Source organism: Nitrosomonas eutropha (assembly GCF_003201195.1).
In the GTDB taxonomy this organism is placed as follows: Bacteria; Pseudomonadota; Gammaproteobacteria; order Burkholderiales; family Nitrosomonadaceae; genus Nitrosomonas; species Nitrosomonas eutropha.
In genome coordinates this window covers 1-21,303 of record NZ_QICQ01000003.1, presented here as the reverse complement: position 1 = coordinate 21,303, position 21,303 = coordinate 1, and the positions used below count along the sequence as shown (strand labels likewise).

The window sequence follows — 21,303 nt, the reverse complement described above, 5'->3', positions numbered from 1 at the left end:
CATTGCCAGTCAGGCATCGCGCTGGCAGGTAATCAGACTGTTTGCTTCAACGATCGAATTAACAACCGCGTCACAATCGAGTTTGTGCACATCATGCCCTTCATTGTATCCATAGGGTACACAGAAGATATGGCAGCCTGCCGCGCGTGCGGCAATAGCATCGTTGGATGAATCACCGATCAGCAGCGCTGCGTTGGGTAAAACACTAAAATGTTTGCAGGCATGCAGTAGTGGCAGCGGATCCGGCTTTCTTTTCGGGAGGCTGTCACCGGACAGTACCAGTTCAAAGTAATCCCGCAGCCCGGTTTTGTGTAACAGCGGGAGTGTAAAGATTTCTGTTTTATTGGTAATGCAAATCAGGCGAAATCCACTCTGCTTGAGCTGTTCGAGTCCCTCGATGACGCCAGGATAGGGGCGTGTATACACATGCAAGTTCTCTGCGTAGCAACGTTCGTATATCGGCAATGCCTGCTCGAACAGTGCGGGATCCGGCTCATCATCCGGGCTGTTGGTAAGCGTGCGTTTAACCAGCTTGGGGACTCCTTTGCCAATAAAACTTTGTATGGTGGATAGCGGCAGTTCTGCCATGTGTAGCTCGCGCAGCATCGCATTGGCCGCTAGCGCGAGATCCTGGGCAGTGTCAAGCAGAGTGCCATCCAGATCAATGATGACAGCTTTAAGTGGAATCGGAAACGAGGTTCGATTGGACGGTTGTATGTTAGATTGGGTCATATGTTGGTTCCTGGTCAGGTAACTTTTGCTAATTCGGCCCGCATGGCAGCGATAACGCTATCGTAGCGATGAGGATCGCTGTCTTTACCTGCACTGTAAATGGCGGAGCCCGCAACAAACGTATCCGCACCAGCGCGAGCAATTTCTGCAATATTACTCACCTTCACGCCACCGTCAATTTCCAGCAGAATATCGCGACCGCTTGCATTGATGCGTTCTCTTGTCAGACGCAGTTTGTTCAGTGCCTCGGGAATAAAGGCCTGCCCGCCAAACCCGGGATTGACCGACATAATTAGGATCAGATCAAGTTTATCCAGAACATGATCAAGATACGAAAGCGGTGTGGCCGGATTGAAAACCATGCCTGCTTTGCATCCTTGCTCTTTGATGAGCCCGATGGTACGGTCAATATGCCGCGAAGCTTCCGGATGAAAGGAGATAATGTTGGCGCCCGCCTTGGCAAAATCCGGAATAATGCGATCAACTGGTTCAACCATCAGATGCACGTCGATAATTGCTTTGGTCAGAGGGCGGATCGCTTCGCATACCAGTGGCCCGATCGTCAGATTGGGAACGTAATGATTATCCATGACATCGAAGTGAATGATGTCCGCACCAGAATCCAGGACTTGTGTGACTTCTTCGCCTAGTCTGGCAAAATTGGCAGAAAGAATGCTAGGGGCAATGCGATACATGATTTGGCCTCATAAGGAAATGTTACATTTTAACCATAAAAAGAAACCGGGAGTTAATAATGCTTTTGTATCCATACGGGTTTTTCATATTATCGATGTCTGGAAGATACATGGTCGGTGGTCTGGCAAATTCCCGACTGTTTTCTGAAACTATTACTGGAATCCGGTGACATGATTCCAGTCCAGACGTATATCGATCGCAGAAAACAACTGCTGTCACACATTCAGCAAGGTGTTGCTGTAATTGCTACTTCACCGGAGAAATACCGTAACCGTGATACAAATTATCCCTATCGTTACGATAGCTACTTCTACTATTTAACCGGTTTCCAGGAGCCTGAAGCGGTTTTGTTATTGGTTGCTACCGGGGATGAAAACACATCGCAACAGATTTTATTCTGTCGGGACAAGGATAGTGAACATGAAATATGGAATGGGTTTCGTTATGGGCCGGATGCGGCACGAGAAGCATTTTGTTTTGACGCAGCTTATCCCATTACCCGGCTGGATGAGCTTGTCGGTGAGCTGCTAGCGAATCAACCTGTGGTATTTCATGCATTCGGTCATGATGTTTCCTGGGATCAGCGTGTGATCGGGTGGATCAGCCGTGTGCGAGAACAGATCAGGAAAGGCATATCAGCACCGGCAGAAATACGAGATATCCGCCATTTACTCGATGAAATGCGCTTGGTCAAGGATGATCATGAACTGGCGGTGATGCGGGAAGCAGCCAGGATTTCAGCTGATGCACACAAGCGCGCCATGCAGGCGACTCGTCCCGGTAAGCATGAATATGAAATAGAAGCTGAACTGCTCTATGAATTTCGTCAGCAAGGTGCTCAGTCTCCCGCTTATACATCTATTGTGGCGGGCGGTGCGAATGCATGTGTATTGCACTATGTTCAGAATGACGCACGGCTGAAAGCAGGTGATTTGTTGTTGATTGACGCTGCCTGTGAATTGCATGGTTATGCAGCGGATATTACACGTACTTTTCCGATAAATGGTAGCTTTTCGGCTGCACAGAAAGATGTTTATCAGTTGGTACTTGCTGCCCAGCTGACTGCCATTGATGCAGTTCGGCCGGGTAATAATTGGGATATGCCGCATCAGGCAGCTTTGCGGGTACTGGTACAAGGATTGATTGACTTGCGCTTATGCGAAGGTAGCCCGGATGCAGTGATGGAAACGGAATCCTACAAACGATTCTATATGCACCGGACCGGTCACTGGTTAGGGTTGGATGTACATGATGCGGGAGAATACAAGCAGGCCGGACAGTGGCGTACACTGGTTTCTGGGATGACGCTGACTGTAGAGCCAGGTTGTTATATTCGCCCCGCCGAAGATATCCCGGAGCATTTCTGGAATATTGGTATAAGAATCGAGGATGATGTAGCTGTTACATCGACCGGGCATGAAGTGCTTACCCGGTCAGTGCCTAAAAGTGTGGTTGAGATAGAGGAGTGGATGCAATGCATGACGACTACAGAAAAATAATTATTAGAAGGATTATTCATCAGGGGCAAGCTGATCCGACAGGTGAATCACTGAATACATCGCCGATTAACCGGTGGGCATTTTATCTGACGCTGATACCAGTAGTGATTGTGGTGGTAGTGTTGGGTGCGTTCTTCTTTTCGATTGTACTGGCGTTGTTTGCGGCTGTGGCAGCAGTAGTTAGTGCGCGATTGTGGTGGCTGCGGCGCAAACTCCGGCAATCAATGGCTGCTTCGGCTGAGCAGAGTAACGGGATAATCGAGGATGCTGAAATTATTGAAATCAGGGAAGATAATAAAAAGAACCGTGGACATCATTGACTGATACCGCTATGTACAAGACTACATTCAAGGTTATATTGATTGTCCTGCTGTTAATGGTTAGCACGCTTGGTCGGGCTGAAACTGCCATCCGGGCCGGGTTATGGGAAGTGACAACCCGATCGGATTTACTCGGGCTGGTTCAACATGTTCCATCCGAGCAGATGCAGCAAATTACCATGCTGGCCAAACAGTACGGAGTGAAAATTCCGCGGATCAAGGATGGTGCGGCTACTTCTCGGGTTTGTATCACGCCGGAGATGGCACAACAGGATATTCCCTCTAATTTTTATGAGAATCAGTCCGGATGCACGGTTGTCAATGCCAGTCGATCCGGGAATCGCTATCAAGTGGAACTCGTTTGCGATAATCCGCGCTTTAAAGGGAATGGCCATGCTGAAGGTGTTTTTTCTACACCTGAAAGTTTTACTGGGAGAACAGAATTCAATAGTACAGTGCAGGACATGCCGGTTTATGTATCTGCTGACACAACCGGTCGCTGGATTGGTGAGCAGTGTGAAGCTGTACAACCTGTACGATAGATTTGAAATTTTTGTTTTCACCAGTTGAACCGTATGCCACCGTAAATTGCCCGACCATAGCCGGAATTGAAGAGTGCGGAGGTGGCATCAGCCGTGCCGGAGGTGATCGTGGTTGAGATGTAGCGGGTATCAAGTAGATTACGTCCTTCGAGGTAACCGGACCATTTTTTACCTGGGTCATAGCTGATTCTGAAGTTTAGGAGCGCGTATGAGCCAATGGAGAGATTATTAGCATTATCAGCGTAGTAGGCTCGTGGCATCCATTCCACATTTGGACCGGCGTGGAATCCATTCGGATATTTGTAGAGCACTTCTGCGCGCAGGTAGTGGGGTGGTACGCCGGGCAGCTTGTTGTTTCCATAAAGGGTGTCATTGTCAAAAAAGAAATCGTTGTAGGTGTAGGCTATGTCGAGCCAGAGAAGATCTTTCCGGGCGGCGATTCCTTTGAGAAATGCGGCACCGAATCCCAGTTCGATCCCCTGATGTACGGTACGATCTGCATTGACTACCGTACATGGGCTGAACGGCGACGTTCTCAGGCATTGCAGCTCATTTCTGATATGGGCGCGATAGAAGGCGATATCCCATTTGAAATCGGCTCTGTGCCCGCGTGTTCCGATTTCATAGGTGGTAGCAGTCTGGGCATCGAGTTCCGAACTAGCGGGTGTCATAAAGGTGTTCGTGTCGAAAGTCGGTACTTCGGCACTGCGTGAGATATTGGCAAAGATCTGTACATCGGGAGCAATGTCCCACAACAATCCTCCTCTGGGGCTGAAGATGCTGTAAGCACGGCGGCCCGACTGATCGCCATCCGCCAGGAAACGGTCATTCCGGTCGCGAATCGCATGCAGGAACTGCCCGCCAGCAACCAGCGCGACATTCTGCAGGAAGTAGAAACTGTTTTCCACATAGATTGAATAGTTCTGTGATTTATCTACCGTGGACATGGCGAGTGCACTTTTCACCGCATCTCCCGGGTTGATATATTCTTTGTAGTTGATTTTGCCGTTATGAACGTTTGCACCCGCGACGAAGCGGTTGCGGAAGCCGGCGATCAGACGGTCATCGGTTGCACGCGCGAAGCCGCCGTAGTCATGGACATAGTAGTCCAGGTACCGGTAGATAGGATGATCCACATGGCGATGGTGGCCAAAGAGACCAAAGTCGACCGTGGTGGGGCCGAAGCGTAGCGTAGTCTTGTTGGCGAGCCGCACTGAGTCGATGTTGCGTTGCTGATCCTGCCGTACGAACTCGGGATCGGCGCTGCGTGGTGAATCCAGCACCATGCGCTTGGTCAGCTCGCCTGGTAAACGCTGGCGCCATGTATTTGCGTTCAGGTAAAAGCGTGTCTCGGCATCCGGTAAGAATCGATAACCGAAGTTGGCACTACCGAGTACCATATGGCCATTGCTGTGATCACGATAGCCATCCTCGCGCTGTGCCGATGCAGTGATGAAATAATCATGCGGGCCGTGGATTCCGCTCGTGCTCACCTGTCCTTTCATATAGCCGAAACTGCCTGTATCCACTCGCCCGCTGAACCGGGAAGCATCATACCCTGTCGGTGTGACGAGGTTGATTGCGCCACCGAGAGAGTTGGCTCCGTAACGCAGTGCATTGGCACCCTTGAACACTTCGACGTAGCGGTAAGCACCTGGATCGATTTCGAAGACATCGAACAGGCCGTCAGCAGTGTTGATCGGGATGCCGTCCATATACATATTGATGCCACGGTTGCCATAGTTGCGCGTTAATCCGGAGCCGCGGATCGATATCCGGTTATCGATATTCGATTTGGGTTGGGCGATGACACCGGGTATCCAGCCGACGATGTCCTTGATGGTTTGTGCCGGTGTACTTTTGAATCGGGCATCGGATATGACTTCGACGGCACCGGGTGTGTACTGGATATTGGCCGTTGCCTGTGCGGTATTCGGAACGGTTAGTGAGGCTTCGTTACCGGCCGCGGATGAATCAGTGGTGATGGTGATTTCAGGTAAAACCGTATTGGCAGCAGCCTGGCTGATGACGACCATGCTGTTATCGACCATCTCGTACTTCAACCGGTTTTTATTCAGTACCTGGTTCAATGCTTCTGCCAGTGTGAAGTTGCCGTGTAGAGGTGGAGAAAGATGATTTCGGGTGATTTCATCCGCATAAATCAGCTTGATGCCAGTGATATTGGCCAGGTGATTCAGTGTGGAAGAAAGAGGCTGTGCAGGAAGATTGAAGGAATAGGGGATGTCATTTTGCGCATTGGCCGTATTCGCCCATAGCAGAAGCAGTAACGAAAATAATCCGGCAATAGATTTCATGGTGTTTTTCTCCAGTCAGGAAGGTATAAAGGTTTCTGATGTCCTGTCTGGTAAGACGTGAAAAACACGATGAACTGGTCACATTTTTTTATTTATCCGGTCGATCAGCAGGGTTTGCCCGTCCGGCAGTTTTTTTACCCTGACTGGTAAAGCCTTTTCCAGGCTGCTGAGGAAAAGTGGCAGATCACGGGTGCCGAATGTTCCGCTCAGCGTCTCATGTGCAATGGCGGGGTCAGTAAAAATGAAGTGTACCGGGTGATAGCGTTCCAGCTCGGTTGTGACTGCTGCCAGAGGAGTCTGGCGGAATATCAGCCGCCCGTGCTGCCAGGCTGCGATCTGTTCGGTATCGACCGGGCGGAGGACCGCATGATCACTGCGAGAGGAGTAGTATTGCTGATATCCTTCATCCAGACGTACGCCATCGATTTCCACCGCGCCTTCCAATACCGTGACTGAGATCTCATCCTGCTGTCTGTGTACGTTGAATTGGGTACCGATATCCTGGATTTGCAATTTGTCTGTATGCACGACAAAAGGACGCCAGGTTTCGTGTGCAACGTCAAAAACGGCTTCTCCCGCATCCAGCGTAATTTTGCGTTGCAGGTAAGAAATGCGGACGTGCAGACGGGTAGCCGTATTCATGTTGATACGGCTGCCATCCGCTAGGGAGATGAGACGCTGCTCTCCCAATCGGGTGGAATAAGTGACGGTTTCAGCGTTGTATTCCAGCCAGCTGATACTCATCAAAGCAGATGAAATCAGGAAGAACAGTGCCCAGCCGAATATGCCGGCCGGCTGGTGTTTGGGCCGGCGTCGTCTGGCTTCATGCAAACCGGGAATATCGGGTGTTTCTTTCAGTTTGTCTGTTTCAGACCATAAGCGCTCAGCATGCGTATAGGCTGCCTGATGAGCTTCATTTTTACAGAACCAGCGGTTGAATTTCCGCTTGTCTTCATCCGTACAGTGTTCAGACTGTAATAGAAAAAACCACTTCAGTGCCTGTTTGAGCAGCTGTTCGTCAGGAGGGCCGGAAGCGGACATATAGTATTACCGGTCGGTCATACGGTTCATGCTGCGGTGGCAACGCAACATAGCCTGTACCAGACGTCGTTGCACGGTTTTCTCGGAAATATTGAGATGGATGGAGATTTCACTGTAACTGAGCTCATCGATTTTACGCAGCAGAAAAACATCACGGCAACCTTGCGGCATAGAGGCGATCGTATCCAGTAATAGTCTGCATTGCTGCCGGAGACTCACGATTTCATGCGGCTGGAGCAGCGGGCAGGGCAGGGTTTCGTCGAGCAGCAGGTATTCTATTTTATTTAAGGGGTCACGCTGGTGATCCATCGCCAGGTTATGGCCGATCCGGAACAGATAAGCGGACAAACTCAATATATTCGATAAATCGCGGTGGCCCAGTAACCGGATATAGGCTTCCTGGGCGAGATCAGCTGCTGTTTCACGGCAACCGACCAGACAGGTGATGCGACTGATCAATTGTGACTGGTATTGTTTATAAAGTGCTGTAAATACGGGGGAATCCGATGAAGACATGATGCAGTAGCGAAAAGAGTCATAATAACCATTGTTTGTCCGGATCAAATTATCCGGACAAAAGCAGGAAATGAGAATGCGACAAATTGTCGCAGGAAGAGGTAGCCGAGCGATTGTTGGCGCCGGGTTGCCGATGCGGCAACATCATTCAAAGGTCGTCAGCCATAGCGATTTTATCTGATGCACGTATACTGGGTATTGCCGGCGCGCAGTTATCGGTCCGGCGATTTTCCAAGGAGCAGAATTATGAAAGCGACACAACTTTTGCATAATCTCGGCCAGAGTCTCTGGCTCGATAACATTACACGTGATTTATTAATTAATGGCACACTCAAACGTTATATTAATGAGCTGTCAGTAACAGGGTTAACCTCGAACCCGACAATTTTTAACCATGCGATCAAGCATAGCGATGCTTATGATGCTTCCATCCGTGCTGATCTGGCACAAGGAAAATCGGGTGAGGTAATTTTTTTCGATCTGGCGCTAGAGGATCTTACTCAGGCTGCTGATTTATTTCGTCCGATTTATGACCGTACCAATGGCATTGATGGTTGGGTATCGTTAGAAGTATCTCCTCTATTGGCATACGATACCGCCAGTACCATTGCAGCTGTAAAGAATTTGCATAGTCAGGTGGAGCGGCCGAATCTTCTGATCAAGATTCCAGGAACCAGGGAAGGTTTGCCTGCCATTGAAGAAGCAATTTTTTCCGGAATTCCGATCAATGTGACTTTATTATTCAGCCGTGAGCAGTATGTGGCGGCAGCCGAGGCTTATCTGCGTGGAATTGAGCGGCGTATCGAAGCTGGACTGAATCCTGATGTGATCTCCGTTGCATCCCTGTTTATCAGCCGGTGGGATGCGGCAGTGGCTGGCAAGGTTCCAGAAGCATTACAGAACAAACTAGGTATTGCCATTGCTCATCGCACCTATAAAGCGGTATGCGAACAGCTTGGCTCCGCCCGCTGGTTGCGTATCTACAATGCGGGTGCACGGCCGCAGCGTTTATTGTGGGCTAGTACAGGTACCAAGGATCCCAAGGCTTCTGATGTGCTTTACGTGACAGCGCTTGTTGCACCTTTTACAATTAACACCATGCCTGAGAAGACTTTGAGTGCGCTGGTAGATCATGGTGATTTGAGTGGTGGAACTATGCCTGTTGATGGCGGTGACAGTGAAGCCGTTCTGCAACAATTTGCTGGAGCAGGGATTGATATTGATGCTCTTGCTGCCAGGCTGCAGGAAGAGGGAGCCAAAAAATTTGTAGATTCCTGGCGTGATCTGATGGAGGTAATTGCCTCGAAGTGCATGATGATACAGAAGGAAAAAGCAGATTAGGGCGACGGGAAGCAAGAAGACAGTTACTGCATCAGCGAACGGCTACAGGATATTTGTTGACATGAGAATAACCAGTCAGATCAGGATCCCCGTATTCTGACAGGCAACGGCAAGTCATTTACTGATGGACTGTTTGCCAGCCATGAACGCAACCCCAGTGACAATCATCAGTTTGACCAACTATGCCAGGAACTCGGTATCGAACATCACCTGATCCGGGGGTCACGTACTGCGCAAACCAATGGAATGGTCGAACGTTTCAACAGACGTATTGCTGATGTACTCAAAACACATCGATTCAATAGCGCTGAAGATCTGAAACAGACTCTGATACGTTATGCCAGTCTGTATAATTAGTAACTGCCGCAGTCTGCCCTCAAGAGTAAAACTCCAATACAGGCCATGAAAGAATGGTATAAAACGCATTCCCACCTCTTTCATAAAAAACGATACAATCATCTGGGACGCGATATTTAGTCCCACGAATGCTGGTGTAAGATATCCTCGCTTATCGTGGGACTAAACAGTAAACAGCTACAGACAATATAAAACAATCCAGTTGATGGTTATATTATTGATATCACGGTAGTGTCGTCCATTTCCAATCTCTGATTTCCGGCATATCTTCACCGTGGCGGTTGATATATTCGCGGTGCTCGATCAGTTTGTCACGCATGATTTGTCTGAGATAGGCTGCGTTATAACCCAGATGGGAAACGCGGTCGATGACGTCATCAACCAGATGGAAGCGATCCATGTCGTTAAGTACCACCATATCGAATGGTGTGGTAGTAGTGCCTTCTTCCTTATAGCCGCGCACATGCAAATTATGGTGGTTGGTACGACGGTAGGTTAGGCGGTGAATTAGCCAAGGGTAGCCGTGATAGGCAAAAATGATAGGTTTGTCTGTGGTGAACAAGGTGTCGAATTCCCGGTCAGATAGACCTTGCGGATGTTCCAGGTGATGCTGCAGAGTCATCAGATCAACGACATTGATCACCCGGATACGCAGGTCGGGCAGGTGTTCACGTAGAATGCTCACAGCAGCTAGGGCTTCAATAGTTGGAACATCTCCGGCGCAGGCAATGACGACATCAGGCTCGCCGTCCTGGTCGTTACTGGCCCATCCCCATATGCCGATACCGGCCGTGCAATGCTTGATCGCGGCATCCATATCCAGCCACTGCAGTTGTGGCTGCTTCCCGGCAACGATGACATTAACGAAATTACTGCTGCGCAGACATTTGTCTGTGACATACAATAGACAGTTAGCATCAGGCGGTAGATAAATACGGATGGTATCGGCTTTTTTGTTGATCACATGATCAATGAAACCAGGATCTTGATGGGAAAATCCGTTATGATCCTGACGCCAGACGTGGGAAGTCAGCAAATAATTGAGTGAGGCGATAGGTCTGCGCCATGGGATTTCCTTGCTGATTTTTAGCCATTTGGCATGCTGGTTGAACATCGAATCGATGATGTGAATGAATGCTTCATAGCAGGAAAAAAGACCATGCCGCCCAGTCAGTAGATAGCCTTCCAGCCATCCTTGACAAAGGTGTTCACTGAGAATTTCCATTACTCGGCCATCTGGCGCCAAGTGTTCATCCTCAGCTAAAGTTTCGGCCAACCATGTTTTGGGTGTGACCTCATACAGGTTTCCCAATCGGTTGGAAGCTGTTTCATCCGGCCCAAATACCCGAAAGTTACAGCTTCTTAGATTCAGGCGCATGATGTCTCTCAGGAAGCTGCCCATGACCCGGGTCGCTTCAGCTTCAATCTGGCCGGGTTGTGCAACCTCAACCGCGTATTCCCGGAAATCTGGCATATGCAGTGGTTCTTTCAGTAATCCACCATTAGCATGCGGGTTGGCACCCATTCTCCGATTACCAAGCGGTGCCAATGCCTGGAGTGGTTCAATCAGCCGTCCGTGAGTATCGAACAGCTCCTCTGGACGGTAGCTTTTGAGCCAAGCTTCAAGTTGCTGGAGATGTTCCGGTTTTTTTGCCAGCTCTGAGAGGGGTACTTGATGGGAACGCCAGGAGCCTTCTATTTTCAGGCCATCGACTGTTTTGGGTCCAGTCCATCCCTTCGGGGTGCGCAGGATGATCATGGGCCAGCGGGGATACCGGGTTACGCCCTCGAGTCGGGCTTGGGCCTGGATCGATCTGATTTCAGTCAATACCTGATCTAGTGTACTGGCCATGAGCTGATGCATGGCCAGTGGATCTTCTCCTTCAACGATGTATGGCCGATAGCCGTGGCCATAGAACAGCTGATTCAGTTCTTCACGGCTAATACGTGCCAGAATGGTGGGGTTAGCAATTTTATAGCCGTTCAGATGTAAGATCGGCAGCACTACACCATCTTGAGCTGGGTTAAGAAATTTGTTGGAATGCCAGGCAGCTGCCAATGGCCCGGTTTCTGCTTCTCCATCACCTACGACACAGGCTGCGATCAGACCCGGATTGTCGAACACCGCACCGAAGGCATGGGAAAGTGAATAACCGAGCTCCCCCCCTTCATTGATGGAACCAGGGATTTCTGGCGTGGCATGACTGCCAATTCCGCCTGGAAAGGAAAATTGGCGGAACAGATGCTTTATCCCCTGGATATCCTGCGAAATATCAGGATAATATTCAGAGTAAGTGCCTTCCAAATAAGTGTTGGCAGCCAGCGCAGGCCCGCCGTGGCCGGGACCAGCTATGTAGATCATATTCAGATCATCACGTAGGATAACGCGATTGAGATGAGCATAGATGAAATTGAGTCCAGGTGTCGTTCCCCAATGTCCTAGCAAACGGGGCTTGATGTTTTGCAATGTCAGCGGAGCTTGCAGCAAGGGGTTGTCGAGCAAGTAGATCTGGCCGACTGAAAGGTAGTTGGCGGCACGCCAATAAGCGTCTATTTTTTGCAGTTCATCCGGCGTGAGAGATTGTGGAGTCTGAGTCATGTTGAATACCTCATTAAGGTCAGGTTATCTGGAATCGCCCCAAGTTACGCCATGATGAGTCGTAATGTATGGTGAGCGATGATGCTCTCTTCATCGGTTGGTAAAACGAGGACCGGGATATGGCTTTCAGCAGTGCTGATACGAATGGCATTGGCTTGATTGGCAGACTCGTCAAGCTTGATCGACAGCCATTTGAGGCGAGCACAGATCCCTGCTCGGATCTGTGGTGCATGTTCGCCGATGCCAGCAGTGAAAATCAAACCATCGATACCTTCCAGTACGGCTATCATTGCACCCAGTTGGCGGCATACCTGCCAGATGAACAGGTCAACGGCATGTTTGGCGCGGGGGGCATCGCTGGCTAATAACGTACGCATATCGGCGCTGATGCCGGAAACACCTAGTAAGCCAGCGTGACGATACAATAAGTCTGTCAGCATGTCGTGATTCATTTGTTGCTCCCGCATCAGATAGAGCAATACTGCCGGATCGAGGTTGCCGCAACGTGTACCCATCGGCAAACCTTCTAATGGTGTGAATCCCATCGTAGTAGCGATACTTTTGCCCTGCCGCAAAGCGCACAGGCTGGCACCATTGCCAAGATGCGCTACTACGATGCGTCCTGCTGCACGATCGCCTAGATGATCGTGCAGAATATGGGCAATATACTCGTAGGAAAGGCCATGAAAACCATAACGCTGGATTCCCTGATCTGTTAAATGGCTAGGTAGTGCATAAATCCGTTCTTCATCAGGCATGGTACGATGAAAACTGGTGTCGAAACAAGCAATCTGTGGCAAATCTGGCTTGAGTCGTTTTAATGTTTCAATTCCCGCCAGGCTGTCAAGCTGATGCAGAGGCGCCAGTGGAACCAGTTGGAACAGTTGGGTGATGACTTGCTCATTGATGATGACTGGCTGGTCAAATAATATACCGCCGTGAACGACGCGATGGCCTGCTACCGTTGGCCGTTGTTTATCTGTTTGTGTCTCCAGCCATTGTAAAATCACTTCTATCGCACTTTCATGATGAGGAACGTGAAGGTGCTGCTGCCAGAGTAATTCTCCTCGGGAATCCCTGACTTGAAACTGGGATGAAGTATTGCTGCCGATCTCGATTTTTCCCCGGCAGATTATCGATATACTTTCGTATGTTGTTCGATAGAGTGCGTATTTGATACTGGATGAACCGGCATTGAGGACAAGAATGGTTTCGTTCATGGTAATTTCCTAAAAATATTTGCCGGGACCGATTTGGCACGGTGTATGCGCTAACTTGTGAATTATTGAAATCCAGAGTGATGTGGGTGAAACACACAAATAAATGACTGATGCATAGGGCTATATAGCGCAATCTGATCAACCTGGAATTCGAACATTTATAATTTATATGCAGGCTGTCTATTGTTTTATGGTCTGTTGACTGTAATTCGGTGTTTCCCCGGCTGGCACCAGATTACATATTGCTGTCAATTCTGTGTGATTTTATTTTTTAACCTGATACATTATTAACCTTGCCAAACAGGTTTCGTATAATCACGTAGAGTAAAATAACCACGTTGCGGAAGAATATGTATCAGGAGTGTGTTTACTTGATCTGGCGATGATTCAATTAGGGAGATAGAGTTTTCAGGCTTGGTTTTAGTACCAGGAGTATCTAAAAAATGCATCGATTTTTTACGGGGAAATTCAGAAATGAAAAGAATAAATTCTGATCGTTTTGCAAAGAGTATTTTGGTTCTGTTTCTTGTTGGAGTTATTTCCGGTTGCGGTGACCAACCTGAAGAAACCGCCAGGAAAAATCAGCCAGAGATAACTTCGAAAGCTGCTCAGAGTAATGAGAGTGCAGTTGAACCGGGACTATCTGAAGCTGGAGAAGCGACAGAAGAATCATTGGAATCCATACTGGCAAGAGCAGATGAAATTATTCAACGAACCGGATCGGCAGTCAATGCTGCGGGTGATGATGTAAAACACGAATTGGAAGAAACTGCTGGGAATTTTGCTGAAAAAGCTGATTCTGTTCTGGCAGAGACTCCAAAAGTAAATGAGGCAATAAAAGAAACTGTCAATGATGGGTTGGAAGTTGTCAAAGCTACACCGGATCTGATTCGTAAAATTCAGAAGGCGTTGAAGGATGCGGGTCTAAATCCCGGGGCGGCAGATGGCATGATGGGCCCTCGTACTCAAAATGCATTGGTGGATTTCCAGAAACAGCATGGTTTGGCTGAAGGAAAAATAACCAAAGAAACGTTGCGAGAACTGGGAATTACTTTCTAATTTTCTGCGGTAAATAGTGGTTTTGCCGGGGAATAATAAATCTATTCCGGCTATGGAATCTGACTGGGTGTGATGTAATGAGTGTGCGTCAGTCGGCAAAACCGTTTTTTGCAGAATAATGATGACGCTACGGTAAGGTTTTGATGCAGAGAAGCCTGGTATTTTTGTTCAGAATCCTGAAATAGAATTATTCCAAAGAACTGTGTAGAATTCCCGACCGTTTAATTATTTATTTCTGAGAGATATCTTTCGTGGCGTTCCTTGTTCAAAAGTATGGCGGCACTTCGGTAGGCAGCGTTGAGCGCATTAAGCAGGTTGCGCGCCGAGTGGCTGAATTCTGGGCGCAGGGACACAAACTGGTGATTGTTGTGTCTGCCATGAGTGGGGAGACAAATCGCCTTATCTCTTTGGCAAAGGAAATTCAAACCAATCCAAATCCTCGTGAACTGGATGTTGTTCTGGCAACGGGTGAGCAGGTTACGATCGGGCTGCTGGCAATGGCTTTGCGTGAACTGGGTATCAAGGCAAAAAGTTATACCGGCTCCCAGGTCAGTATTACAACTGATAGTGCTCATACCAAGGCGCGTATCCTGAAGATTGATGAAGATCATATTCGTGCTGATTTGACTGCTGGCAATGTGATTATCGTTGCCGGATTCCAGGGTAGGGACGAAGCAGGTGATATCACTACACTCGGGCGAGGTGGCTCAGATACGACTGCAGTGGCACTTGCTGCAGCACTCAAAGCTGATGAATGCCAAATCTATACGGACGTCAATGGTATTTACACAACAGATCCACGAGTAGTGCCGGAAGCTCGAAAACTGAATACTATTACCTTTGAAGAAATGCTTGAGATGGCCAGTTTAGGCTCCAAGGTGCTGCAGATACGTTCGGTAGAATTTGCCGGGAAATACAAGGTCAAGCTAAGGGTTCTTTCCAGTTTTGAAGAGGGTGAAGGTACGCTGATCACGTTTGAGGAAGATAACAAGATGGAACAGCCTATAATCTCAGGGATTGCATTTAATCGTGACGAATCGAAGATCACGGTTGTTGGTGTGCCAGATCATCCGGGTATTGCTTATCAGATACTGGGTCCGGTTGCAGATGCCAATATCGACGTGGATATGATCATTCAAAATATAGGGCGTGACGGTACCACTGATTTTTCATTCACGGTTAACCGCAATGAATACACCCGGACAATGGATATCCTGAAAGAACAGGTGTTGCCGCATATTGGTGCTCGTGATGTGATTGGTGGAGAAAAGATAGCCAAGATTTCGGTGATTGGTGTAGGGATGCGTTCTTATGCTGGCATAGCCAGTAAAATGTTTCGTGTTCTGGCTGAGGAAGGGATTAATATTCGAATGATCGCAACTTCAGAAATCAAGATTTCTGTCGTAGTAGATGAGAAATATATGGAGCTGGCTGTCCGGGTTTTGCATAAGGCCTTTGATCTGGATCAGGCGAACAACATTGATGTGAAATCGTGTTAATATTGTTAACTTTTTAAATTATAAGCCGTCGTAAGAAGCTGCAAGAAATATCATTTACGGAGAGATGGCCGAGAGGTCGAAGGCGCTCCCCTGCTAAGGGAGTATAGGCTCAAAAAGCTTATCGAGGGTTCGAATCCCTCTCTCTCCGCCAGTTATTAGTATACAACCGTATACAACAATATAGATAACCCGCATGTTTACTTGCATTGCGGGTTTTTTATTGTCTACAATTATAGATGGCAATTGCTTGACATAGATGGTAATTATGACGGTAGTTCAAATACCATCATGAAGCTATCAGATGTAGCCGTGAGGTAGTCCAAGCCCAAAGAAAAGCCGCACAAGCGGACCAATGGTACTGGCCTGTATCTGCTGGCGAATCGGCCTGGCCGGTATTGGCGGCGCTATGACTACCGCTTCGAAGATAAGCACAAGACTATTTCCTGCGGCATCTATCCCGTTATGACGCTTTCAGCAGCGCGTCATGTGCGTTTGGCGATCAAACGGGAGTTGGCTGAAGAACGCAGCCTCATGGCCGTACGCAAAGCGGAAAACAAGCGGATGCCATGACGTTTAAGGCCATAGCTGAAAATAAGGCTGAACTGGTTCTCGCCGGGTACTCTGGAAAACCAGATCTGAAGCGGAATTGGCAACCCTGGAATGGGCGCCTGGTATAACTATCAACACCTGCTCGAGCCTATTGGGTATATCTCTCCGGCACAAGCCAAAGAAAACTGCCTACCAACTTAGGACAACAAGACCACATGAATATTTTACTTTAACCAAGCAGCTTCCTCTATTCTCGGGGCATATCACAGATACTGAAATGGAGCGTGGCAGCCGGGCTGGCGCACAGGAAAATCTATATATACTATGCGCACGATGGACGTGCTGCGACTAACACAGTAAAAAATGCTATATGAAGGCGTGTCCTTTGGCTGAAAATGGACGGATGCTGACATGGGAGAAAAACAGGCTTCTATCTGGATACGGGTGATTGATAGTGACCTTGAATGCAGTGATCTCTTGAACGGTTAGCATGATGTCAAAGACCGGGTACGGCTGATCACCACAGGATGTAGCTACTAGCTAGGCGGCGGGGTGGCCTAGTTTGCTTGCCCGTGCTGTCTTGTATCTGAGCTAGCGCGTGGCCTGTCGGGAGTGCTGCCGGCTACGTGCCCCTGCCAATCCGAGGATGTAATTGGTGCTACTTGGCGTAAAAAGTGCAAGTTGGCCGCAAGGATCGGCAGTGATGTACTCTATCAGCTCTCTCATGACAGCTCGCGCCATGAACAGCGGATAACGAGTTTTATCTATACAATCATCTGGGACTGAACAAGTATGTACAAATTATTAATCCAAAAACTGTTTATTTATGCGGCATTACAAATCAATATGACTCCCTCTCTCCCAGAGTTTCACAAGCAGCCTCCTCCAGGATGGCCTTGATAATCTCCTCGCATCCTGAAAATATTATATGGCCATGCGCCAGGCGTATCCCGCATGGCTATATTGTCAACAAAACAAGTTTTCAGGAAGTCATTGCTATGTCATCATTGCCTTGCATAATTCGTGCTGTTAGCCATATCCCCTCAGTGAGATGAAAGATGTCTGCAACGGTTTTGGTGGTAGAAGATGAGCCAGCAATTCAGGAGTTGATTGCCTATAATCTGCGCAATGCGAACTATATTGTTGTATGTGTAAATAGTGCCGAACAAGCGGTAGTAAAGATTAATGAGATATTGCCGGACCTGATATTACTGGACTGGATGCTCCTGGGTAAAAGTGGCATCGAATTTGCGCGATCACTGCGCCGAGATCCGCGTACCAGGTCGATTCCTGTCATTATGCTGACTGCCCGGGTAGAGGAAGGTGACAAGGTGTCTGGGCTGGAAGCAGGAGCGGATGATTACATTACCAAACCATTTTCACCACGCGAGCTGATCGCCCGGATAAAGGCAGTTTTGCGTAGGAGTCTGCCCGAAGCTTCTGATGAAATTCTCAATGCTGAGGGAGTGAGGCTGAACCCGATGACGCATCGGGTAACAGTCATTAATCAGGAAGATGGATTTCGAGAAAAGGAATTACTGGTCAGTCCCACTGAATTTCGATTGCTGCATTTTCTGATGGCTCATGCTGAGCGTGTGCATACTCGCGCCCAGTTATTAGATCGGGTATGGGGTGATCATGTTTTTGTCGAAGATCGGACGGTTGACGTTCACATACGCCGGTTGCGCAAGGTGCTGGAGGTTGCTGGAAAAGCTGATTTGATCCAGACAGTAAGAGGGGCCGGGTATCGTTTTTCCACGCGAAATGAAGATGCTTTCTGAAATTGGGATGCGCTGGCCAATGAGATATCGGTAAGTTATACTGCCTTGACAAGCGCCATAGGTGGATGAGCCATATTAATGGCAATTGCAGGGCGCTTTTTGTCTTTTCAAGCACGAATACTTGATGCTGCTGTTTCTTCATAACAAGGTGTGGCTGTAACCAGTTGCTCCTGCCAATCAGTTATTCCCATTGACAGTGCTGTTCCGGAAGAGTTGTTTTTTTTCAGGCAGTGAGGCTGTTTTCCGCAGTGATTCACGTGAACGACCAAATTAGAGGAATGTAAAAATGAGTGTGAAACCAAAAATAATGATTTCTTCGCTTGATGCGGAGAGATTAGAAATGTTGCTGGATTCTCTTCCGCAGAGTGTATTTCCAGGAAGAGATGATCTGGAAGCCGAGCTTGCGCGCGCTGACGTGGTGGACCCAGAGGAAATTCCGCCCACTGTGGTCACAATGAACTCAACTGTCAGATTTAGGGTTGAGTCTTCGGCCGAGGAGTTTTGTCTGACGCTGGTCTATCCAAAGGATGTCGATACTAGTGGCGAGAAGATCTCGATCCTTGCACCAGTAGGAAGTGCCCTGCTGGGACTTTCACAGGGAGATGAAATTGAATGGCCAAAACCAGGCGGAGGGGTATTGCGTGTGCGTATTGTAGAAGTAACCTATCAGCCTGAGCGTTCCGGTGAATATTATCGGTAAGTGAACATGCTGTTTTCTGGAATTCTTTTGTTCTTTGTATAAAACCAGTTATGAATAACCAGCCAGTGATTCTGGCAATCGATCAGGGAACAACCAGCACTCGTGCCATTCTATTTTCGGCAACATTGGAAATTCTCGCGGTGCAACAGAAAGAGCTGAAGCTACATTATCCACACAAGGGGTGGGTCGAACAGAATCCAGAAGCTATCTGGCAGGATACGCTCGAAGTTTGTCATGCGGTACTGGAACACAATGTCAGTATGGTAGGGTCGGTTGCTGCTATCGGCATTACTAATCAGCGTGAAACAACTATTTTGTGGGATCGTAAAACCGGTAAACCTGTTTATCCTGCCATTGTCTGGCAGGATCGTCGCACCGATATTGGTTGTGAGCAATTAAAAGCTCAAGGGTATGAGCCAATGGTAACAGCCCGGACTGGCTTGTTGTTTGATCCTTATTTTTCTGCAACTAAAATTGCCTGGATATTGGATAACGTCGAAGGAGTGCGTTCTCGGGCAATGCGTGGCGAGCTGGCATTTGGAACAGTGGATTGTTATTTGCTCTGGCACCTGACCGGCGGGAAGGTGCATGCTACGGATGTGACGAATGCTGCGCGGACACTGTTATTTAATATCGTTGAGCAAAAATGGGATGCAGATTTGCTGACATTGTTCAATATCCCGGAAACGATTCTGCCGGAAGTTCGCGATAACGCAGCCAGGTTTGGGATGACTGATCGGATCTTGTTCGGACGGGGAATTCCCATCGGTGGTATGGCAGGGGATCAGCATGCGGCACTGATCGGGCAAAGATGCTTCCGGCCAGGTATGGTCAAGTCTACCTACGGTACAGGTTGTTTTGCTCTCATGAATATCGGCTCGGATTTTAAGCCTTCGCAGCATCGTTTGCTGACCACGCCAGCGTATCGTCTGAACGGTAAGATGGTTTATGCTATCGAGGGGTCTATTTTTATTGCCGGAGCAGCGATTCAATGGTTGCGAGACGAGCTGGAGTTTTTTCAGGAGGTTGCGGCGAGCGATGCATTGGCGCTCAGTGTGCCAGACAGCAATGAAGTGTATTTTGTGCCTGCCTTTACTGGTCTCGGTGCGCCATATTGGCGGCCGGATGTACGAGGCATGATCAGCGGATTATCGCGTGATACAACGCGGGTGCATATTGTACGTGCCGCACTGGAAGCGCAAGGCTACCAAACCCGGGATCTAATGGCGGCGATAGAAGAGGATGGCGGTCATCATGCCGAGATTATCCGTGTAGATGGAGGGCTGGTAGCAAACAAATTCATGTGTCAGTTTCTTGCTGATATATTGAACAAGCCGGTGGAAGTGCCAAAAATAACGGAAGCAACAGCACTGGGTGCAGCGATCCTGGCCGGTCTGACGGTGGATTTGTTTGCTGATCTGGAAGTAACTGGATGTTATTGGCAGCGGGATAAAATCTATACTCCTACGATAACAGAAACCGAAAGAGAACGATTGTATGCAGGCTGGAAAGCTGCAGTTCAATCGCTTCTGCACGCCTCCAGAAATTAGCTTGTTGAGCTCATTAAAGTGAAGCCCGGTGTAAGTCGTGATTACTCTGGGTAGAGAGAACGTCTGTAGTAAATTATAAATATCTGCCTACTAATGTGATGGGCTGAAACAGATTGGAGTGCTTTTGGTTATGCTGATGAATCTTCCCAATTCTTTGACGTGGCTGCGCATAATGGCTATTCCTCTGTTTGTTGGTATTTTTTACCTGCCATCAGAATGGTTGTCTCCAGCCGCGCAAAACTTGGTTGCAGCTATTGTATTTGGGGGGGCCGCATTGACTGATTGGCTGGATGGCTACTTGGCCCGAGCACTCAATCAAACTTCCGCATTTGGTGCTTTTCTTGATCCGGTGGCTGACAAGTTGATGGTAGCTGCTGCGCTGATTGTTTTGGTACATTTGGATCGGCTTGATGTATCGATCGCATTGATTATCATTGGCCGCGAAATTACTATTTCTGCTCTGCGTGAATGGATGGCGCAAATTGGCAAATCTAAAAGTGTGGCGGTTTCCTTTTTGGGCAAGATCAAGACAGCTGCGCAAATGGTGGCAATTCCTCTATTGCTTTACCATGATAGGGTTCATGATTCATTCGATTCACAAATGATTGGCACCTGGTTGATTTATATTGCCGCCATTTTGACATTGTGGTCCATGGTCTACTATTTGAGAGCTGCTATTCCACACGCTACTCATCGTCATTGAAGAAATTTTCATCAATAATAAGGTATCCCGCCATGTAAACGGGGGTAGTTGATTAAGATTTCAGAAAAAATAAAACAAAAGAGAATCTGCTTGCCGCCAATTTGGCGCCTATAAGCTTCTAGTACGAGCTTACCTACCTGTTTTTACAGAAAAAATAAAACCCAACGAGCTGGAAATCTTGTTGCATACAAACCTATATCCACAAAGTTTTCATGGTTTATTTTATTTTGAGGGATGATCTGGTTTTTGTGAGGGGTGCTGTGAAGATTGTTGTAATCAATTGA

17 protein-coding genes, 1 tRNA gene and 3 pseudogenes are annotated in these 21,303 nt (G+C 48.2%); 14 read left to right on the top strand and 7 right to left on the bottom strand.

The genetic code is table 11. From position 1 onward, the window contains the following. Positions 1-9: 9 nt before the first annotated feature. Both C8R14_RS01790 and rpe read right to left on the bottom strand, forming a co-directional pair. On the bottom strand, positions 10-732 hold the full coding sequence (locus C8R14_RS01790) for a phosphoglycolate phosphatase (protein ID WP_011635116.1): 723 nt from the start codon (positions 730-732) through the stop codon (positions 10-12). 14 nt (positions 733-746) lie between these two features. Continuing rightward, positions 747-1,427: a ribulose-phosphate 3-epimerase gene (gene rpe, locus C8R14_RS01785; RefSeq protein ID WP_011635115.1), complete on the bottom strand. Its 681-nt coding sequence runs from the start codon at positions 1,425-1,427 to the stop codon at positions 747-749. A gap of 171 nt (positions 1,428-1,598) precedes the next feature. Between rpe and C8R14_RS01780 the strand changes: the two genes are divergently transcribed. From C8R14_RS01780 to C8R14_RS01770, 3 genes are read left to right on the top strand one after another with little or no spacing between them, the layout of a single operon-like run. Then, positions 1,599-2,927, top strand: a complete 1,329-nt coding sequence (locus C8R14_RS01780) for an aminopeptidase P N-terminal domain-containing protein (RefSeq protein ID WP_041353840.1) — start codon at positions 1,599-1,601, stop codon at positions 2,925-2,927. After that, positions 2,903-3,247 (top strand): hypothetical protein, encoded by a 345-nt coding sequence (locus tag C8R14_RS01775; RefSeq protein WP_011635113.1) that lies wholly within the window; start codon positions 2,903-2,905, stop codon positions 3,245-3,247. The genes C8R14_RS01780 and C8R14_RS01775 overlap by 25 nt, the downstream gene beginning before the upstream one ends. Before the next feature lie 11 nt (positions 3,248-3,258). After that, positions 3,259-3,789, top strand: a complete 531-nt coding sequence (locus C8R14_RS01770; protein WP_011635112.1) for a DUF3617 domain-containing protein — start codon at positions 3,259-3,261, stop codon at positions 3,787-3,789. Between the two features lie 17 nt (positions 3,790-3,806). Here the strand turns inward: C8R14_RS01770 and C8R14_RS01765 are convergent, their stop codons facing one another. The 3 genes from C8R14_RS01765 to C8R14_RS01755 form a co-directional block, all read right to left on the bottom strand. Then, positions 3,807-6,104, bottom strand: coding sequence for a TonB-dependent receptor domain-containing protein (locus C8R14_RS01765; RefSeq protein WP_011635111.1), 2,298 nt, complete (start codon positions 6,102-6,104; stop codon positions 3,807-3,809). Between the two features lie 78 nt (positions 6,105-6,182). After that, complete coding sequence (locus tag C8R14_RS01760; RefSeq protein WP_011635110.1) at positions 6,183-7,145, bottom strand: FecR family protein; 963 nt, start codon at positions 7,143-7,145, stop codon at positions 6,183-6,185. Positions 7,146-7,151: 6 nt separating this feature from the next. Further along, complete coding sequence (locus C8R14_RS01755; protein WP_011635109.1) at positions 7,152-7,661, bottom strand: RNA polymerase sigma factor; 510 nt, start codon at positions 7,659-7,661, stop codon at positions 7,152-7,154. Positions 7,662-7,907: 246 nt separating this feature from the next. Here C8R14_RS01755 and tal point away from each other — a divergent pair, with 246 nt between their 5' ends. Beyond that, positions 7,908-9,002: a transaldolase gene (gene tal / locus C8R14_RS01750; protein ID WP_011635108.1), complete on the top strand. Its 1,095-nt coding sequence runs from the start codon at positions 7,908-7,910 to the stop codon at positions 9,000-9,002. Between the two features lie 90 nt (positions 9,003-9,092). Further along, positions 9,093-9,479: pseudogene (locus C8R14_RS01745) on the top strand (integrase core domain-containing protein); the annotation flags it as partial. Between the two features lie 103 nt (positions 9,480-9,582). Here the strand turns inward: C8R14_RS01745 and C8R14_RS01740 are convergent. Together C8R14_RS01740 and C8R14_RS01735 are read right to left on the bottom strand one after the other, a co-directional pair. Next, a complete protein-coding gene (locus C8R14_RS01740; RefSeq protein ID WP_011635106.1) occupies positions 9,583-11,958 on the bottom strand; it encodes a phosphoketolase family protein in 2,376 nt (791 codons plus the stop codon). A gap of 44 nt (positions 11,959-12,002) precedes the next feature. Beyond that, entirely contained in the window at positions 12,003-13,178 is a 1,176-nt protein-coding gene (locus C8R14_RS01735; RefSeq protein ID WP_011635105.1) for an acetate/propionate family kinase, read from the bottom strand. Positions 13,179-13,652: 474 nt separating this feature from the next. Between C8R14_RS01735 and C8R14_RS01730 the strand changes: the two genes are divergently transcribed. From C8R14_RS01730 to pgsA, 9 genes and pseudogenes are all read left to right on the top strand, one after another. Continuing rightward, a complete protein-coding gene (locus C8R14_RS01730) occupies positions 13,653-14,237 on the top strand; it encodes a peptidoglycan-binding domain-containing protein (RefSeq protein WP_011635104.1) in 585 nt (194 codons plus the stop codon). 251 nt (positions 14,238-14,488) lie between these two features. Further along, entirely contained in the window at positions 14,489-15,736 is a 1,248-nt protein-coding gene (locus C8R14_RS01725; protein WP_011635103.1) for an aspartate kinase, read from the top strand. A 58-nt stretch (positions 15,737-15,794) separates the two neighbouring features. Next, positions 15,795-15,887 (top strand) — tRNA-Ser (locus C8R14_RS01720). Between the two features lie 185 nt (positions 15,888-16,072). Continuing rightward, positions 16,073-16,306 (top strand): annotated as a pseudogene (locus tag C8R14_RS01715) (Arm DNA-binding domain-containing protein); the annotation flags it as partial. Between the two features lie 40 nt (positions 16,307-16,346). After that, a pseudogene (locus tag C8R14_RS13975) lies at positions 16,347-16,486 on the top strand (IS3 family transposase); the annotation flags it as partial. Positions 16,487-17,343: 857 nt separating this feature from the next. Next, positions 17,344-18,066, top strand: coding sequence for a phosphate regulon transcriptional regulator PhoB (phoB, locus tag C8R14_RS01710; protein WP_011635102.1), 723 nt, complete (start codon positions 17,344-17,346; stop codon positions 18,064-18,066). Positions 18,067-18,352: 286 nt separating this feature from the next. Further along, positions 18,353-18,766, top strand: a complete 414-nt coding sequence (rnk, locus tag C8R14_RS01705) for a nucleoside diphosphate kinase regulator (protein WP_011635101.1) — start codon at positions 18,353-18,355, stop codon at positions 18,764-18,766. A gap of 50 nt (positions 18,767-18,816) precedes the next feature. Next, positions 18,817-20,316, top strand: a complete 1,500-nt coding sequence (gene glpK, locus C8R14_RS01700; RefSeq protein WP_011635100.1) for a glycerol kinase GlpK — start codon at positions 18,817-18,819, stop codon at positions 20,314-20,316. 130 nt (positions 20,317-20,446) lie between these two features. Further along, on the top strand, positions 20,447-21,019 hold the full coding sequence (gene pgsA, locus C8R14_RS01695) for a CDP-diacylglycerol--glycerol-3-phosphate 3-phosphatidyltransferase (protein WP_011635099.1): 573 nt from the start codon (positions 20,447-20,449) through the stop codon (positions 21,017-21,019). Positions 21,020-21,303: the final 284 nt, after the last annotated feature.

What these genes read in the sequence shown, in the direction of transcription:
- C8R14_RS01760 (WP_011635110.1), bottom strand. Translation starts at nt 7,145, where the DNA reads ATGTCCGCTTCCGGCCCTCCTGACGAACAGCTGCTCAAACAGGCACTG.
- rnk (WP_011635101.1), top strand. Translation starts at nt 18,353, where the DNA reads ATGAGTGTGAAACCAAAAATAATGATTTCTTCGCTTGATGCGGAGAGA.
- rpe (WP_011635115.1), bottom strand. Translation starts at nt 1,427, where the DNA reads ATGTATCGCATTGCCCCTAGCATTCTTTCTGCCAATTTTGCCAGACTA.
- C8R14_RS01730 (WP_011635104.1), top strand. Translation starts at nt 13,653, where the DNA reads ATGAAAAGAATAAATTCTGATCGTTTTGCAAAGAGTATTTTGGTTCTG.
- C8R14_RS01755 (WP_011635109.1), bottom strand. Translation starts at nt 7,661, where the DNA reads ATGTCTTCATCGGATTCCCCCGTATTTACAGCACTTTATAAACAATAC.
- C8R14_RS01765 (WP_011635111.1), bottom strand. Translation starts at nt 6,104, where the DNA reads ATGAAATCTATTGCCGGATTATTTTCGTTACTGCTTCTGCTATGGGCG.
- glpK (WP_011635100.1), top strand. Translation starts at nt 18,817, where the DNA reads ATGAATAACCAGCCAGTGATTCTGGCAATCGATCAGGGAACAACCAGC.
- C8R14_RS01735 (WP_011635105.1), bottom strand. Translation starts at nt 13,178, where the DNA reads ATGAACGAAACCATTCTTGTCCTCAATGCCGGTTCATCCAGTATCAAA.
- C8R14_RS01780 (WP_041353840.1), top strand. Translation starts at nt 1,599, where the DNA reads ATGATTCCAGTCCAGACGTATATCGATCGCAGAAAACAACTGCTGTCA.
- pgsA (WP_011635099.1), top strand. Translation starts at nt 20,447, where the DNA reads ATGCTGATGAATCTTCCCAATTCTTTGACGTGGCTGCGCATAATGGCT.
- C8R14_RS01790 (WP_011635116.1), bottom strand. Translation starts at nt 732, where the DNA reads ATGACCCAATCTAACATACAACCGTCCAATCGAACCTCGTTTCCGATT.
- C8R14_RS01775 (WP_011635113.1), top strand. Translation starts at nt 2,903, where the DNA reads ATGCATGACGACTACAGAAAAATAATTATTAGAAGGATTATTCATCAG.
- C8R14_RS01740 (WP_011635106.1), bottom strand. Translation starts at nt 11,958, where the DNA reads ATGACTCAGACTCCACAATCTCTCACGCCGGATGAACTGCAAAAAATA.
- phoB (WP_011635102.1), top strand. Translation starts at nt 17,344, where the DNA reads ATGTCTGCAACGGTTTTGGTGGTAGAAGATGAGCCAGCAATTCAGGAG.
- C8R14_RS01770 (WP_011635112.1), top strand. Translation starts at nt 3,259, where the DNA reads ATGTACAAGACTACATTCAAGGTTATATTGATTGTCCTGCTGTTAATG.
- tal (WP_011635108.1), top strand. Translation starts at nt 7,908, where the DNA reads ATGAAAGCGACACAACTTTTGCATAATCTCGGCCAGAGTCTCTGGCTC.